Annotated in this window: 14 protein-coding genes, 1 pseudogene and 1 riboswitch; of the genes and pseudogenes, 9 read left to right on the top strand and 6 right to left on the bottom strand. The window is 68.7% G+C overall.

The features are described from left to right. Window position 1: 1 nt before the first annotated feature. Together glyA and ABGI63_RS16550 are read right to left on the bottom strand one after the other, a co-directional pair. Complete coding sequence (gene glyA / locus ABGI63_RS16555; RefSeq protein ID WP_349743451.1) at window positions 2-1,252, bottom strand: serine hydroxymethyltransferase; 1,251 nt, start codon at window positions 1,250-1,252, stop codon at window positions 2-4. Window positions 1,253-1,315: 63 nt separating this feature from the next. After that, window positions 1,316-1,438, bottom strand: a riboswitch (ZMP/ZTP riboswitch). 44 nt (window positions 1,439-1,482) lie between these two features. Further along, window positions 1,483-2,340 carry a lytic transglycosylase domain-containing protein gene (locus ABGI63_RS16550; protein ID WP_349743450.1) on the bottom strand — a complete coding sequence of 286 codons (858 nt, stop codon included), beginning with the start codon at window positions 2,338-2,340 and terminating at the stop codon, window positions 1,483-1,485. Window positions 2,341-2,608: 268 nt separating this feature from the next. On the opposite strand from ABGI63_RS16550, the gene ABGI63_RS16545 reads away from it, so the two are divergent. Next, window positions 2,609-4,162 (top strand): UbiD family decarboxylase, encoded by a 1,554-nt coding sequence (locus ABGI63_RS16545; protein ID WP_349743449.1) that lies wholly within the window; start codon window positions 2,609-2,611, stop codon window positions 4,160-4,162. A gap of 229 nt (window positions 4,163-4,391) precedes the next feature. Here the strand turns inward: ABGI63_RS16545 and ABGI63_RS16540 are convergent, their stop codons facing one another. After that, entirely contained in the window at window positions 4,392-5,192 is an 801-nt protein-coding gene (locus ABGI63_RS16540) for a YdcF family protein (RefSeq protein WP_349743448.1), read from the bottom strand. A 63-nt stretch (window positions 5,193-5,255) separates the two neighbouring features. Between ABGI63_RS16540 and ABGI63_RS16535 the strand changes: the two genes are divergently transcribed. From ABGI63_RS16535 to ABGI63_RS16510, 6 genes are read left to right on the top strand one after another with little or no spacing between them, the layout of a single operon-like run. Then, window positions 5,256-8,873 carry a DUF748 domain-containing protein gene (locus ABGI63_RS16535; protein WP_349743447.1) on the top strand — a complete coding sequence of 1,206 codons (3,618 nt, stop codon included), beginning with the start codon at window positions 5,256-5,258 and terminating at the stop codon, window positions 8,871-8,873. 53 nt (window positions 8,874-8,926) lie between these two features. Next, complete coding sequence (gene msrA / locus ABGI63_RS16530; RefSeq protein ID WP_349743445.1) at window positions 8,927-9,460, top strand: peptide-methionine (S)-S-oxide reductase MsrA; 534 nt, start codon at window positions 8,927-8,929, stop codon at window positions 9,458-9,460. A 10-nt stretch (window positions 9,461-9,470) separates the two neighbouring features. Then, complete coding sequence (locus tag ABGI63_RS16525; protein WP_349743444.1) at window positions 9,471-10,139, top strand: ABC transporter ATP-binding protein; 669 nt, start codon at window positions 9,471-9,473, stop codon at window positions 10,137-10,139. After that, window positions 10,136-11,344: an FtsX-like permease family protein gene (locus ABGI63_RS16520; protein ID WP_349743443.1), complete on the top strand. Its 1,209-nt coding sequence runs from the start codon at window positions 10,136-10,138 to the stop codon at window positions 11,342-11,344. Before ABGI63_RS16525 ends, ABGI63_RS16520 begins: the two co-directional genes overlap by 4 nt. A gap of 21 nt (window positions 11,345-11,365) precedes the next feature. Then, on the top strand, window positions 11,366-11,641 hold the full coding sequence (locus tag ABGI63_RS16515) for a hypothetical protein (RefSeq protein ID WP_269841457.1): 276 nt from the start codon (window positions 11,366-11,368) through the stop codon (window positions 11,639-11,641). Beyond that, a complete protein-coding gene (locus ABGI63_RS16510) occupies window positions 11,631-12,152 on the top strand; it encodes a DUF3299 domain-containing protein (RefSeq protein ID WP_262972845.1) in 522 nt (173 codons plus the stop codon). Before ABGI63_RS16515 ends, ABGI63_RS16510 begins: the two co-directional genes overlap by 11 nt. Before the next feature lie 27 nt (window positions 12,153-12,179). Here ABGI63_RS16510 and pdxH read toward each other — a convergent pair whose 3' ends face one another. Next, entirely contained in the window at window positions 12,180-12,818 is a 639-nt protein-coding gene (gene pdxH, locus ABGI63_RS16505; protein ID WP_349743442.1) for a pyridoxamine 5'-phosphate oxidase, read from the bottom strand. A gap of 151 nt (window positions 12,819-12,969) precedes the next feature. Here pdxH and ABGI63_RS16500 point away from each other — a divergent pair, with 151 nt between their 5' ends. Continuing rightward, window positions 12,970-13,599, top strand: coding sequence for a nucleotidyltransferase family protein (locus ABGI63_RS16500; protein WP_349743441.1), 630 nt, complete (start codon window positions 12,970-12,972; stop codon window positions 13,597-13,599). On the opposite strand, the gene ABGI63_RS16495 is transcribed toward ABGI63_RS16500, so the two are convergent. After that, entirely contained in the window at window positions 13,576-14,226 is a 651-nt protein-coding gene (locus ABGI63_RS16495) for a gamma-glutamylcyclotransferase (protein ID WP_349743439.1), read from the bottom strand. The two genes, ABGI63_RS16500 and ABGI63_RS16495, sit on opposite strands and share 24 nt — an antisense overlap. Before the next feature lie 52 nt (window positions 14,227-14,278). Between ABGI63_RS16495 and yihG the strand changes: the two genes are divergently transcribed. Then, window positions 14,279-15,202, top strand: a complete 924-nt coding sequence (gene yihG / locus ABGI63_RS16490) for a 1-acylglycerol-3-phosphate O-acyltransferase, YihG family (RefSeq protein ID WP_349743437.1) — start codon at window positions 14,279-14,281, stop codon at window positions 15,200-15,202. A 6-nt stretch (window positions 15,203-15,208) separates the two neighbouring features. On the opposite strand, the pseudogene ABGI63_RS16485 reads toward yihG, so the two are convergent. Next, window positions 15,209-15,543 (bottom strand): annotated as a pseudogene (locus tag ABGI63_RS16485) (methyl-accepting chemotaxis protein); the annotation flags it as partial.

Raw genomic sequence — 15,543 nt, 5'->3', positions numbered from 1 at the left:
CTTAGCGGTAGACCGGGAAGTCGCGCGTCAGCGCCGCGACCTTCTCGCGCACGGCGGCCAGATTGGCCTCGTCATGCGGCTTGTCCAGCACATCGGCGATCAGGTGGGCGGTGATGCGCACCTGTTCTTCCTTGAAGCCGCGCGTGGTCATCGCCGGCGTGCCCAGGCGGATGCCGCTGGTGACCATCGGCTTCTGCGGGTCGTTCGGGATGCCGTTCTTGTTGCAGGTCATGTGGGCGGCGCCCAGGATGGCCTCGGCCTCCTTGCCGGTCAGGCCCTTGGGGCGCAGATCCACCAGCATCACATGGCTCTCGGTGCCGCCGGAGACGATGCGCAGGCCGCGCTCGATCAGCGTGTCGGCCAGCACCTTGGCGTTCTTGACCACCTGTTCCTGGTAGCTCTTGAACTCGGGCGTCAGCGCTTCCTTGAAAGCCACGGCCTTGCCGGCAATCACATGCATCAGCGGGCCGCCCTGGATGCCGGGGAAGATCGCCGAGTTGATCTTCTTGGCGATCGCCTCGTCGTTCATCAGGATGATGCCGCCGCGCGGGCCGCGCAGGCTCTTGTGCGTGGTCGAGGTCACCACATCGGCATGCGGCACCGGGTTCGGGTAGACGCCGGCGGCGATCAGGCCCGCATAGTGGGCCATGTCCACCATGAAATAGGCGCCGATTTCCTTGGCGATCTTGCCGAAGCGCTCGAAGTCGATGCGCAGGCTGTAGGCCGAGGCGCCGGCGATGATCAGCTTGGGCTTCTTCTCGCGGGCCAGCGCTTCCATCGCCTCGTAGTCGATCTCTTCCTTGGCGTTCAGGCCGTAGGAGATCACGTTGAACCATTTGCCGCTCATGTTCAGCGGCATGCCATGGGTCAGGTGGCCGCCCTCGGACAGGCTCATGCCCATGATGGTGTCACCGGGCTGCAGCAGCGCGAAGAACACGCCCTGGTTGGCCTGCGAACCGGAGTTGGGCTGGACATTGGCGAAGTTGGCGCCGAACAGCTGCTTCAGGCGGTCGATGGCCAGTTGCTCGACCACGTCCACATACTCGCAGCCACCGTAGTAGCGCTTGCCGGGATAGCCCTCGGCGTACTTGTTGGTCAGCTGGCTGCCCTGCGCCTGCATCACGGCCGGCGAGGTGTAGTTCTCGGAAGCGATCAGCTCGATGTGATCTTCCTGGCGCTGGTTCTCTTGCTGGACGGCGGCCCACAGATCGGGGTCCACTTGGGCGAGGGTCGAGGTGTTGCGATCAAACATGATGGATGGTGGCGGTCTAGGGTTGGAGTCACGGCGCACGCCGACGCTTGAGCGACGGCGCGGCGTGGCTGCCCAGGCGAACGGCTGATGGCGGCCGGGCTGCTCACCCTTGACCGTTCGCGCTCCCCGGTGGTCCACCACCTCGGGTCACGGCTGTGACCTTGATCGCCAGTCGCGCGAAGCCTGCAGTGTAGCGGAGGCTGCAGGCCCGGCGTCGAGCAAAAGCTGTTTCAGTTCAGCAGCGCGATCTGGTCGGCCGCAGCGGGCGCCGCAGGTGTCGTTGCGGGCGTGCTATTGACCTCGCGGATCGGCTTGGGTGCGGGCACATAAGGGCGGCCGGCGATCACCGACTTCATCTGCTCGTGCTCGGCCAGCACCTTGTTGGCGTAGCCGGCGTCGTCGGGCAGATTGGCGGCACCGACGTAGTAGCGCAGCCCTTCCTCGATGCCGCCGGCGCGCTGGATGCACTCCTTGAGTACCTGCACGCCGACGCGCAGATTGGTGATCGGGTCGAAGGCGGCCAGATTGCCGCCAAAGGCCTCGTACTTGTCGTCATGCACGCGGGTCAGCACCTGCATCAGGCCCTGGGCCCCGACCGAGCTCTGGGCAAAAGGGTTGAAGCCCGACTCGATGGCCATGATGGCCAGGATCAGGGTCGGTTCGACGCGGGCGCGTTGCCCCACGGTCCAGGCCTCCTGCACCAGACGACTGATCGGCTCGGGCGCGACGCGGTAGCGGCGCGACAGCCACATGGCGACCGCCGCCTGCTGGCGCGACAGGTCCTTGGGATCGGCGGCCGTGGCGCGGCTCAGCGCATCGGGCTCGCTGAAGCCGGTCAGGGTGTCTCCGGAGGCCTCGGCACGGGCTTCCTGGCGGGCATTGAGCCAGCCAAATGCCTCGGTCTCGAGCTTGTGGCGCAAATCCGCCTGGCTGCTGAACATCAGCAAAACAGCCACCACGGCCAGGCCGACCAGGGCCAGGGTGTTGTGGCTGACCACCAGCAGGCCGTGGCCAATGTCCTTGATGAACAAGGATGTGGCCGCAGTGGCGCTGCGGGCGAGGGATAACAAATCACGACGCGCTGTCATGCGACTCCTTTTCTTCTCCGCCACATATGGCCGACCGGTCCGCTAGGGGCAGGTCAGCCTCGCATGGCAGTGATAATGGGCCGGCATCCCATGAAGCCCTGCCGCTCGAGGTGGCAGAACTCCGGGGCCGGGTCCATCGGCAGCGGGGTGTCTTCTCCGTCCCAAGGCGAAGACACGGGTTAACCCTGAAGTCATCAGGGTAGGCGGATTCTAAGGATCAAAAATAACCCGTCAAGCTTATGGGCCTCTTGCTAAATTACTATTGGTTATGAAGTACCGAGATCTTCGCGACTTTCTGCACGGTTTAGAGGGGATGGGCGAGCTGTGCCGCATCAGCGAGCCGGTATCCCCCCTACTTGAGGTGACGGCCCTCAGTGACAAAGTTTTACGTGCCGAGGGGCCCGCGCTGCTGTTCGAAAAGCCCGCCGGCTACCAGACCCCGGCGCTGACCAATCTGTTTGGCACGACCCGCCGGGTGGCGCTGGGCATGGGTGCGCAAAGCCTGCAGGAGCTGCGCGATGTTGGCCACGTCCTGGCCAGCCTGAAGGAGCCGGAGCCGCCCAAGGGGCTGAAGGATGCCGGCCGCATGCTGCAGATGCTGAAGTCCTTGTGGGACATGAAGCCCAGCACCGTGCGCCGCGCACCGTGCCAGGAGCAGGAATTTTTAGGTGGGGACGTCAATCTGAAGTCGCTGCCGATCCAGACCTGCTGGCCCGGCGATATCGGGCCGTTGATCACCTGGGGGCTGGTCGTGACCCGCGGGCCGCAGAGCATTGCCAATCCGCGCCTGCGCCAAAACCTGGGCATCTACCGCCAGCAACTGATCGGCCGGCGCCAGCTGATCATGCGCTGGCTGGCCCATCGCGGCGGCGCGCTGGATTTCCGCGACTTCGCGCTGGCCAACCCGGGTCAGCCCTTTCCGATCGCGGTGGCCTTGGGGGCCGATCCGGCCACCATCCTGGGCGCGGTGACGCCGGTGCCCGATTCGCTGTCCGAGTACCAGTTCGCCGGCCTGCTGCGCGGCTCGCGCACCGAGGTGGTGGACAGCGGTGTCGGCGAGGCGGGGCGCATGCTGCAGGTGCCGGCCAGCGCCGAGATCGTGCTGGAAGGCCATATCCCGGTGGCCGCCGCCGGCTACACCGGCTTCAGCGAGGACGGCATCCCGCTGAAGGAGAAGGGCGGCTATCTGCACGCGCTGGAGGGCCCGTTCGGCGACCACACCGGCTATTACAACGAGCAGGACTGGTTCCCGGTCTTCGAGGTTCAGCGCCTGACCCAGCGGCCTGAACCGATCTACCACTCGACCTATACCGGCAAGCCGCCGGACGAGCCGGCCATCCTCGGCGTGGCGCTCAACGAGGTCTTCGTGCCCATCCTGCAAAAGCAGTTCAGCGAGATCGTCGACTTCTATCTGCCGCCCGAGGGCTGCAGCTACCGCATGGCCGTGATCTCGATCAAGAAGGCCTATCCGGGCCATGCCAAGCGCCTGATGTTCGGCCTGTGGAGCTTTCTGCGCCAGTTCATGTACACGAAGTTCATCGTCGTGGTCGATGACGATGTCGACATCCGCGACTGGAAGGAAGTGATCTGGGCCATCACCACCCGCATGGACCCGGTGCGCGACACCACGCTGGTCGAGCAGACGCCGATCGACTATCTAGACTTCGCCTCGCCGGTCAGCGGCCTGGGCGGCAAGATGGGGCTGGACGCCACCAACAAGTGGCCCGGCGAGACCAATCGCGAATGGGGCCGCAGCATCACGATGACACCCGAGGTGGATCGCCGCATGAGCGAGCTCTACCAACGTTTGTTTACAGCCTAGGGTTCGTCCCAGGCTTGAAGCCCCGCTATTGCTCGCCTACTGTTGTGAGGCCTGTCTAACAGGTACACCCTCTGGCGCAGTCTCTGCGCGCCAGGAGCCCTGCGGCAGATAGCTGCAGAGCCCCAAAGATGGCGTCAGCCATCCACCCCTCCCGGCCTCGTGCTTGGGAGGGGTCCGTCTTTTGGGGCCGCAGAATTTCGAGGTCCGCAAGATATCGGGCGCCATGCGCTCATTTGCCGGCCAGCAGGCCCAGCCATTCGTAGACCACATAGCGCAGCCGCCTGAAGCCCTCGCTGGACGGCACCCACTCGCTGGGCAGGTAGGCGGTGTCGGCGCGCACGTCCACCGGCGCGAGCAGCAGCTCGATGCGCCCGGCCGCCGCCTCGCGGAAAGCCCGCTCGGCACGCGGCATGTGGTGACCATGGGTGACCAGCACCACGCGGGTGATGCCGGCCTGAAGCAGCAGCGGCAGGCTGAACGCGGCGTTCTCGCGGGTATCGCGTGCGCGCCCTTCGGCCCAGCGCAGCGCGATCCCGAACTCGTCCCTGGCAACGGCTTGTACCACCGGCGCTTCGCCGACATCGCCCGGCCGGCCGCCCCAGCCCACACCGCCGCTGAAGGCCAGCGGCAGGCCGCTGCGCCGCGCCAGCCAGGCGCCGTAGCGCAGGCGCTCCAGGGTCAGTGGCTTCAGGGTCGGCCCGTCGTACTCGGGCGCGATCTGCAGCACGCCGGCACCCAGCACCAGGATGGCGCTGTGCTGCGGCGCCCCGTGACGCAGGCCATCGACTTGGGCCGTTGTCAGCGCTGCCGGCACGCCCAACAGCCATTGCTGCAACTGATCGGCCGCGACCTCGGTGAACGAGAACCACAGCCCCAGCAGCCCCAACACGAACACGCCGCGGCCCAGCCGCCGGTGCCGGCGCAGCAGCACCGCAGCCAGCACCAGCACCAGCATCAGCGGCACCGGTGGTAGCAGCAGGACCTGGACGAGGGGCTTGAGATCCTGCAGGGCTTGGAGCAAGGCATTCATGGTCGCGCATGATGCCGCAAACCGGCTGATGTCCTGTCGCGCCTGCCCCGATAATCGACGCGCATGTCATCCCTCATCGCTCGTCCCTGGTTGCGGCGTCTGGCCGGCTCGGCCCTCGTCATTCTTGTCCTGTGCGGCCTGGCCTGGTGGGCCGTGCCCTGGTGGGTCGAAGGCGCCGGCATGCGCCTGGCCAGCCAGGCGCTCGGCCGCGAAGTCAGCGTGGAGAAGGCGCGATTCCAGCCCTGGCGCCTGGGTCTGGCGCTTGATGGGGTCAAGGTGGCCGGCGCTGCGCCCGGCGATGCGGCCTTGCTGGAGATTGCCAGCACCGAGGCGACGCTGTCGCTGCGCTCGCTCTGGCATCGCAGCCCGGTGCTGGACTCGCTGCACATCGAGCGCCCGCTGCTGCGCCTGAGCCGCGTGGCCGACGGTCGCTACGACATCGACGATCTGCTCAAGCGCTGGAGCCAGCCTGCGGCGAAGGCGGAGCCCGAGGGCGGGGCGAGCCTGGCGCTCTACAACCTCAGCCTCGCCGGGGGCCAGGTCTTGCTGGACGACCAGCCGATGGGGCGGCGCCACGAGCTGAGCGATCTGCGCATCGATCTGCCCTTTGTGTCCCTGCTCGATGCCCATGTCGAGGTTCGTGTCGAGCCGCAGCTCTCGGGCCGGCTCAATGGTGTGGCCTTCGGCTCCAAGGCCCAGGCCCTGCCGTTTGCGCAGACGCGGCAGGCACGGCTGGACTTCAGCCTGAAGGGCTTCGATCTGGCGCCTTATCTGGCGTACTGGCCCCAGCAGCTGCCGCTGCGGCCCGAGCGCGGCCGGCTCAGCGCCGAGCTGCAGCTGCTGTTCTCGCAGCCGCCGGGCCAGGTGCCCGAACTCAAGCTCGGTGGCCGCGTCGATGTCGACGAGGTGGGTCTGGCCCTGGGCGAACACAAGTCCTGGCTGGTGTGGGACAGGCTGCAGCTGGGGCTAGGCGATGTGCAGCCGCTGAAGAAGCAGCTGCTGCTCGACACGCTGGTCTGGACGGGACCGAAGCTGGCCTTGCAGCGCGATGCCGCCGGCCGTCTGCTGCTGCCGCAGTTCGCTGCTGCGCCGCCGGCCAAGCCCGGGCCGGGGCCCGATGCGCCGTCCGCATGGCGTTTCGCGCTGAAGCAGTTCGAGCTGCGCCAGGCTGGCCTGGCTTGGCGCGACGACTCCTTGCGGCCGGCCGCCGAACTGGGTTTCAGCGAGCTGGGGCTGAAGCTCAGTGCGCTGAGCTGGCCGCTGCGTGACAAGACCGGCCTGAGCTTCGAGGCCAAGTTGGACAAGCTCAAGGGTGGCAAGCCCGCCACCCTGTCCGGCAGCGGCGAGCTGACGGCCGAGGCACTGAGCCTGACGGGCCAATGGCAAGACCTGGCCCTCGAATGGTTGTCGCCCTATCTGCAGGCCGAGCTGCCGCTGGCCATGCAGGGGCGCTTGGCGGGCCAGCTGCGGCTCGATCTTGCCCAGCCCCTGGCGGCCAACGCCGGGCAGCGCGCCAAGCTGACGATCACGGGCATCAAGCTCGACGCGCTGCGGGCCCAGCAACTGCTGGCCGGCAGCGGCCGGCAGGAACTGCTCAGCATGGCGGAGCTGAGCCTGGATGAGCTGGTGCTGGAGCCGGCGGCGCGGCGCCTGATGCTCGGCCAGCTGAGCCTGCGCGAACCGCGCCTGGCCCTGCAGCGCTCGGCCGATGGTGTGCTGAGCGCGCTGGCTTTGATGCCGGACAAGGCCGCAGAGCCGGGGGCGCCCTGGTCGGCCCAGCTGGCGGCGTTGGCGATCGATGGCGGCGCGCTGCGTTTTACCGATGCGGCCGTGCAGCCGCTGGCCGGCGTGCCCGGTCAGCCCCATCTGCTGGTGCTGGAGCAGCTGCGGCTGCGGGCGCAGAAGCTGGGGCAGGCGCGTGCGCCGCTGCAGCTGTCTGCGCAGCTGGGCCGGCCTGCCGGCGGCCAGCGCCGCAGCGGGGGCGCGGCGGCCGCCATGCTGGGCAAGCTGCAATGGGAGGGCGAGCTGGCACTGTCGCCGCAGCCCTCGGCGCGCGGCAGCCTGCGCGCCGAGCGATTGCCGCTGCAGCTGCTCGATCCCTATCTGGACCCGGCGCTGGGCCTGCATCTGCGCCGCGCCGAGGCGGGTTTTCGCGGCACGCTGGCGCTGGCGCAAGGCCCTCAGGGTCTGGCGGCGCAGGTGCAGGGCGATCTGCTGTTGGCCGATCTGCGGCTGCTGCATACCCGGGCCGAGGCCGACGGTGCGCGCCGCATCGATGAAGAGCTGCTGAGCTGGCAGGCCTTGAATCTGGCCGGCCTCAAGCTGGACCTGCGGCCCGCCACCCCGCTGAAGCTCGATATCGGCGAGGCCAGCCTCAGCGACTTCTACGCCCGGCTGATCATCGATGAGCAGGGGCGTTTCAATCTGGGCGAACGTGCGCCCAAGCCTGCTGCTGCCGCCTCGCCCGGGCCGGGTCTGCAGCTGCAGATCGGCCAGACCCGCCTGGCCGGCGGCAGCGTGGATTTCAGCGACCGCTTTGTCAAGCCCAACTACAGCGCCAAGCTCAGCGAGCTGCGCGGCAGCCTCGGCGCCTTCGCCAGCGGCCAGACGCAGATGGCACCGCTGAACCTGAGCGGCAAGGTGGCCGGCACCGGGCTGCTGGAGATCAAGGGCGAGCTGAACCCGGCCGGCGCACCGCTGCTGATGGACATCCAGGCCAGCGCCACCGACATCGAGCTGGCGCCGCTGTCGCCCTATGCCGGCAAATACGCCGGCTATGCGATCGATCGCGGCAAACTCTCGACCCGCGTGCACTACCGCATCGCGCCGGGTGGCGCCTTGCAGGCCGACAACCAGCTGGTGCTGAACCAGCTGACCTTTGGCGAGCGCATCGACAGCCCCGATGCCACCAAGCTGCCGGTGTTGCTGGCCGTGGCCTTGCTGAAGGACGGCAATGGCGTGATCGATCTGAACCTGCCGGTCAGCGGCTCGCTGGATGACCCCGAGTTCAGCATCGGCGGGCTGATCTTCCGGCTCATCGTCAATCTGCTGGGCAAGGCGCTGACCTCGCCGTTCTCGCTGCTGGCCGGTGGTGGCTCGACCGACCTGAGCCAGGCCGAGTTCCGGCCCGGCAGCACCGGCCTGGCCGACAGCGCGCCGGCCAATCTTGAGAAGCTGGCCAAGGCGCTGGCCGACCGGCCCAGTCTCAACCTGACGCTGACCGGCTGGGCCGACCCGGCGGCCGAGCGTGCGGCGGTGCAGGCGGTCAAGGTCGAGCAATCGCTGCTGGCCGAGCACCGCCGCGAGCTGCGCCGCCAGCAGAACGCCAGCGGCCAGGCGGCTGCCGAGGCCGGCGCGCTCCAGCTCAGCGAAGCCGAGCGCCAGCGCCTGCTGCGCGTGGTCTACAAGGCCAGCAGCCTGCCGAACCGGCCGCGCAATCTGGTCGGCATGCTCAAGGAGGTGCCGGCGGCTGAGATGCAGGCCATGCTGGCGGCCAGCCACGAGGTCAGCGAGGAGGCGCTGCGCCAGCTGGCGCTGGAGCGCGCCGTCGTGGTGCGCGACGCGCTGATCGCCAAGGGCGTGCCGAACGCCCGGCTGTTCCTGGCCTCGCCCAAGCTGCACGCGGCCGAGGCGGGCAAGACCTGGACCCCGCATGTGGAGCTGGCGCTGGCGACGCAGTGAGCGACTCTGGGCTATGCTGGCGGCCCCAGCCCAGCCCGACCTTCGATGACAGCATGAGCCACACAGACACCATCACCCTTGGCGGAGGCTGCTTCTGGTGCCTGGAGGCGGTGTATGAGCGTGTGCGCGGCGTCACTGCGGTGGAGTCGGGTTATTGCAATGGCCATGTCGACCGCCCCAGCTACGAGCAGGTCTGCTCGGGCCGGACCGGCCATGCCGAGGTGGTGCGTGTCAGCTTCGATGCGCGGCTGATCTCGCTGCGCGAGATTCTCGAGATCTTCTTCACCATCCACGACCCGACCACCTTGAACGCGCAGGGGGCCGATGTCGGCACCCAGTACCGCTCGGGCATCTATTACCGCAGTCCCGAGCAGCTGGCCGTGGCGCGCGAGGTGCTGGACGAGATCCAGGCCTTCCACCAGGGCCGGGTCGTCACCGAGCTGCTGCCCGAGCGCAACTACAGCACCGCCGAGGCCTATCACCAGCACTACTACGCCCGCAACCCCGAGCAGGGCTATTGCGCTTTCGTCGTCGCCGGCAAGGTGGACAAGTTTCTGGCGAGCTTCGCGCGCCATGTGCGTGAGTGACTGAGCGACCATGATAGTGCTGCAGGGCCTGCGCTACCGCTATGCGCAGGGACCGGAGATTGCCTTTGCCGACCTCAGTCTGCCGCCCGGCCAGGGTCTGCTGCTGCGCGGCGCCTCGGGCAGCGGCAAATCGACCCTGCTGGCCTTGATGGCCGGCCTGCTCAGCGCCAGCGCCGGCCGGCTGCAGATGGCCGGCGCCGAGTTGGGACGCTTGAGCCCGAGCCAGCGCGACGCCTGGCGCGGTGCCTGCCTCGGTTTTGTGCCGCAGCGCCTGCACCTGAGCGCGGCGCTGACGGTGCGCGACAACCTGGCCTTGCCGTATCTGAGTGCCGGCCTGCCTCTTGATCATGCCCGCGTCGACGAGCTGCTGCAGCGCCTGGAACTGCAGTCCCTGGCGCAGCGCCGGCCGCATCAGCTCAGCCTGGGCCAGGCCCAGCGGGTGGCGCTGGCGCGCGCGCTGCTGCGCCGGCCCAAGCTGCTGCTGGCCGACGAGCCGACCGCCAATCTTGACGACGAGAGCGCTGGCGCCGCTTTGAACCTGCTGAGCCAGGCCGCGCGGGAGCAGGGCGCGACCCTGGTGCTGGCCACCCACGACAGCCGGGTGGCCCAGGCCCTGGGCGGCGAGCTGCAAGACATGCGGTTGCCCAAGTTGGTGAACACGAGCGAGGCCGCACGATGACCAGTCTGGCAAGCCTGGCCTGGCGCTATCTGTGGGCGCGGCCGCTGGTGTCGGCGCTGAATCTGCTGCTCTTGAGCCTGGGCTTGGCGGCGATCACCTTTGTGCTGCTGGTCAGCGAGCAGATCGAGGGCGGGGTGCGGCGCGATCTGGCCGGCATCGATCTGGTGGTCGGCGCCAAGGGCAGTCCGATGCAGATCATGCTGGCCGGCGTGTTCCACCTCGATGTGCCGACCGGCAATATCCCGCTGGCCACGCTCGACGCGCTGCGTGCCCAGCCGCTGGTGGCGCGCGCGGTGCCGATCTCGCTGGGCGACAGCCTGCGCGGCTTTCGCATCGTTGGCACCACGCCCGACTATCTCGATCTCTACCAGACCCGGCTGGCTGTGGGCCAGCTCTGGCAGCAGCCGCTGCAGGCGGTGCTGGGCGCCGAGGCGGCGCGCCGCACCGGGCTGAAGCTGGGCGACCGCTTTGCCGGCAGCCATGGCCTGGGCGAGCAGGGCCATGAGCACGGCGAGCACCGCTACACCGTCGTCGGTCTGCTGGCCGAGACCGGTGGCGTGCTGGACCGGCTGGTGCTGACCGATCTAGCCTCGGTCTGGCAGGTGCATGAGGATATGCATGCGGTCGATGCCGAGGACCGCGCGGCGCTGGAGGCCGAGCGCGAGATCACGATGGCCCTGCTCAGCTACCGCAGCCCGCTGGCCGCGATCGCGTTGCCGCGCTGGGTCAATGCCCAGGACGGCCTGCAGGCGGCCGCGCCGGCGCTGGAGACCGCCAGGCTGCTGCGCATGGTGGGCGTCGGCACCGAGGTGTTGCGCGGTTTTGGCGCGGTGCTGCTGCTGGCGGCGGCGCTGTCGGTCTTTGTCGCCCTGCTGCATGCGGTGCGCGAGCGCCAGGGCGATCTGGCGATGCTGCGTATGCTGGGCGCGCCGGCCTGGCGGGTCGCGGCCCTGGTCAGCCTGGAGGGGCTGTGGCTGGCGCTGCTGGCCAGCCTGCTGGGTCTGGCCCTGGGCCATGGCTTGACGGCTTTGCTAGGCTGGGTGCTGGCGTCGCAGCAGTCGCTGCGCATCAGCGGCAGTGGGTGGTCGGCCTGGGAGGCCCTGGTGCCGGCGCTGGCCCTGCTGCTGGCCCTGGCCAGCGCGGCCTGGCCGGCCTGGCGGGCCTACAAGCTGGATGTCACCGAGCTGCTGCAAGCCCCTCATTGAACCGAGCAACAAAGGAATGCGATGAATAACAAGCACCTCGTGCTGGCGGCCTTCTGGCTGGCGGCCGGCCTCAGCGGCGCGGCCCAGGCACAATCGAAGCCGGCGCCGGCCAAGCCCGCGCTCAGCGAGCACGCGAAGAAGGACATCGAACGCCACCGCGCGATGTCCAAGGCCCATGAGGACGCGGCGCGCTGCCTGGAATCGGGCGAGACCGAGGAACGCTGCCAGAAGACGCTGCTGGCCGCCTGCCGCGGCCTGGCCATCGGCAAGTACTGTGGGTTGAAACATGAACATTGAACGACTGTCGCGCCATGTCCCCTTGCTGCTGGCGGCCTGCCTGAGCCTGGGCGCGCAGGCTCAGCAACAACCATCGAGCAATGCCGCCACCGCGCTGGGCCAGGGCCCCGGCTATCACGACCCGCGCAGCCCGATCAAGCCCTTGCAGGAACGCGAGGGCGTGGTGTCCTGGCCGTTGCTGTCCTCGGTCACCGTCAAGGCCGAGAAAAAGCGGCTGGTGCCCAGCTTCCCGGCCGGCGTGCAGGCGCTGGACAAGCAGAAGGTCAAGGTGCAGGGCTTCATGATGCCGCTGGAGCCGGGCGACAAGCAGCGCCATTTCCTGCTGTCCTCGGTGCCGACCAGCTGCTCGTTTTGCGTGCCGGCCGGCCCAGAAGGCCTGATCGAGGTGCGCAGCAAGACCCCGGTGCGCTACACGCTGGAGCCGGTCACGGTCGAAGGCCAGATGGCCGTGCTCAGCAACGATCCCTACGGCCTGTTCTACCGGGTGCTGGACGCGCAGCCGGCCGAGTAGGCCGGATAGGCTGGTTAGGGGCCGCGTTCAGGGCGCCAGCCGCTCGCGCAGCCACTGGCCGGTGTCGCCGAGCCGGTAGCTGATGCGGTCATGCAGGCGCGACTTGCGGCCCTGCCAGAACTCCCAGCGCTCCGGCACCAGGCGATAACCGCCCCAGTGCGGCGGGCGTTCCGGGTTCAGGCCATGCTGGACGGCGGCCTTGGCTGCATTGGCCACCAGCACCGCCCGCGAGCTGATCACCTGGCTTTGCGGCGAGGCCCAGGCGCCCAGGCGCGAGTCGAGCGGGCGCGAGCGGTAGTAGGCGTCGGACTGGGCCGCGTCGACCCGCTCGACCCGGCCCTCGATGCGCACCACCCGCTCCAGCTCCACCCAGTGGAACTGCAGCGCGGCGAAGGGATGGGTGGCCAGTTCGCGGCCCTTGCGGCTGTCGTAATTGGTGTACCAGACGATGCCGCGCTCGTCGCAGTCCTTGATCAGCACGATGCGGGTCGACGGCCGGCCATCGGCGCCCACCGTGGCCAGCGTCATCGCGTTCGGCTCGGGCAGCTCGGCCGCCAGCGCCTGCTCCAGCCACAGCTTGAACTGGGCCAGCGGCCGGTCCGCCACCTGGGTCTCGTCGAGCTCGCCGAGCTCATAGCTTTTGCGTAGATCAGAGAGTTTGCTCATGGGGGCAGTATGCCCCGAGCGCGTAGAAAGCCTTAGGTAAACGCCCCACTGGCAGGGCCCCGGGGCGGTGGGCATGCTGTCAACGGTAGTAACGGGCGAGCCGGCACAGACCGGTCAGCGCCTCGGGGGACTTTGTGAAGGATCAGGGCGAATGATGAAACGACGGCCGGTAGTCGTCGTGCTGGCGGCAGGACGGGGCATGCGCTTTCGTGGCCAAGGGCACAAGCTCGAGCAGGCGCTGGGGCCGGAGACCTTGTTGTCTCAAACCCTGAAGAATGCGGTTCAGACCGGCTTGCGGGTGGTGGTGGTGACCAGCGAAAACCTGGCCGGCGCGGTGCGCGACACGGTGGCCGTGCGCGACATCATCGTGATGCCTGAGCTCGACGAGAAGGGCCGCCCCAGCCCGGTCGGCATGGGGCATTCGATCGCGGCCGGTGTGGCCGCGACCGGCGACGCCGAGGGCTGGCTGATCGTGCCGGCCGATATGCCGATGCTGCGCGCCAGCAGCATCCTCAGGGTGGCCGAGGGGCTGGAGCAGTACCCGATCAGCTTTGCCCAGTACAAGGGCCGGCGCGGCCATCCGGTGGGCTTCAACGCCGAGCTGTTCTCCGAGCTGGTCGGGCTGCAGGGCGACGAGGGCGCACGCCGGCTGATCGCGCGCTACCCCTCGCAAGGCCTGGAGGTGGACGATCCCGGCGTGCTGCTGGACATCGACACGACCGAGGACCTGGCGCGGCTGCGCGCGTCCTCAGCCGCCTCATCCTCCGCCTTGCCCGACTGACTCGCGCAGCGGCTCGCACAGCCCATGGCTGGCGGCCAGATGGTACTGGCGCTCCAGCTCGCGGTCGCGGATGCCGTGGCCGCGCAAGCTGTGCACGGTGCGTTGCAGATAGTCCAGCGTGCTGCCGTAGCGGCCCTGGGCATGGCGGAACACCTGCAGGAGCTGGCCCTCGTCGAGCGGGTCGGTCAGATGGCTGCTGCGGCGCGACAGCGTGAAGGCCAGCGCGCGCTGCTCGCCGAGCGCGCCATGGCAGCGCAGCCAGCGCGGCTCATACACCCCGGTCACCATCTCGCGCGCCCACAGCTGGCGCAGCGCGGTCTCGGCCTGCGCGGCCGCCACCCGGTACAGCAGACCCTGGCAGCTGCCGCCCGACAGCAGGGCCAGCACCAGGCCGGGCTGCTCGGGCGTGCCGCGATAAAGCCGTGACTGCATGCGCAGCGCTCGGTGATAGCCGCGCACCCGCGCCAGCTGCTGCTCGGCCACCTCGATCTCGGGCCGCCAGATCAGCGAGCCGTAGGCAAACAGCCAGAGGTCCTGGGGTCGGCCCCCGGCGCGCAGCCGGGCCAGGTGCTGGGCCAGCAGCTGAGGGCGTTGCAGGGCTTCATCATCCGGACATGAATCAGACATCACGACATGATGCCAAAGAACCTCGGCCCGGGCTTGCGCTACATTGCGGGCCATGCTGAAGCTGATACCCGCTCCCTTGCTTGGCGCCCTGACCGGCCTGCTGCTCGCCCTCAACACCGTCACCGGCGTGGCCTTGATGATGCCGCCGGCCCTGCTCAAGCTCTTGCTGCCGCTGCCGGCCGTGCGCCGGCTGTGCAATGAGCTGCTCAACGGCATCGCGGCCGGCTGGGTGGCGGTCAACAACGGCTGGATCGCCCTGGTCAACCCGCAGCGCTGGGATGTGCAGGGGCTGGACGGCCTGAACCGGCGCGGCTGGTACCTGGTGTCGCCGAATCACCAGACCTGGGTCGACATCCTGGTGCTGCAGCGCATCTTCCACGGGCGGATTCCCTTCCTGAAATTCTTCCTGAAGCGCGAGCTGATGTGGGTGCCAGTGATCGGCCTGGCCTGGTGGGCGCTGGACTTCCCCTTCATGAAGCGCGGCCGCAACGCCGCCTCGCAGGCGGCCGACCTGGCCACCACGCGCAAGGCCTGCGAGAAGTTCAAGACCATGCCGACGACGGTGATCAACTTCGTCGAGGGCACGCGCTTCACCGCCGCCAAGCATGCCGAGCAGAACGGCTCCTATCGCCATCTGCTCAAGCCCCGCGTCGGCGCGCTGGCAATGGCGCTGGCGACCATGGGCGAGCAGTTCGAGGCCATGCTCGACGTGACCCTGATCTACCCCGAGGGCGCGCCCAGCTTCTGGCAGCTGCTCAGCGGCCGCTGCGGCCCGGTGATCGTGCGGGTGCAGCAGCGCGCGATACCGGCCGAGCTGGTGGGCGGCAATCCGATGGAGGACAAGCGCCAGCTGGTGCGCATCTCCAACTGGATCAAGGGCCAGTGGAGCGACAAGGATGCGCTGATCGACAGCGTGCTGCCGGCCAAGGCCGGCGCTGCGACCGCAACGCCGGCAGCGACGACGCCGGCCGACTGAGCGCGCTCAGACGCTGAAGACCTGCACCGCCTGCGCGAGCCGGCCGGCCTGGTCCTTCAGCTGCTCGCTGGATGCCGCCATCTCCTCGACCAGGGCCGCGTTCTGCTGCGCCACCCGGTCGAGTTCCTGCACCTGGAGCTGCAGCTCGCTGATGTCCTGGCCGTCCTGGCCCGAGCTCTGGTCCAGGCGCAGCATCAGGCCGCTCAGCTGCTGGATCTCGGCCACCATCTGCTGCAGGGTCTGGCCGGTCTCGCGCACCTGGCGCGAGCCGGCCTCGGTGCGCTCGGTGGTGTCGCTGATCAGGGTCTTGATCTCGCGCGCGGCCTCGCCGGCGCGCTGGG

The organism is Roseateles cavernae (genome assembly GCF_040187885.1).
Taxonomy (GTDB): domain Bacteria; phylum Pseudomonadota; class Gammaproteobacteria; order Burkholderiales; family Burkholderiaceae_C; genus Roseateles_E; species Roseateles_E cavernae.
The sequence above is the reverse complement of the archived record's forward strand: the minus strand, read 5'-3'. Positions and strand labels throughout refer to the sequence as shown.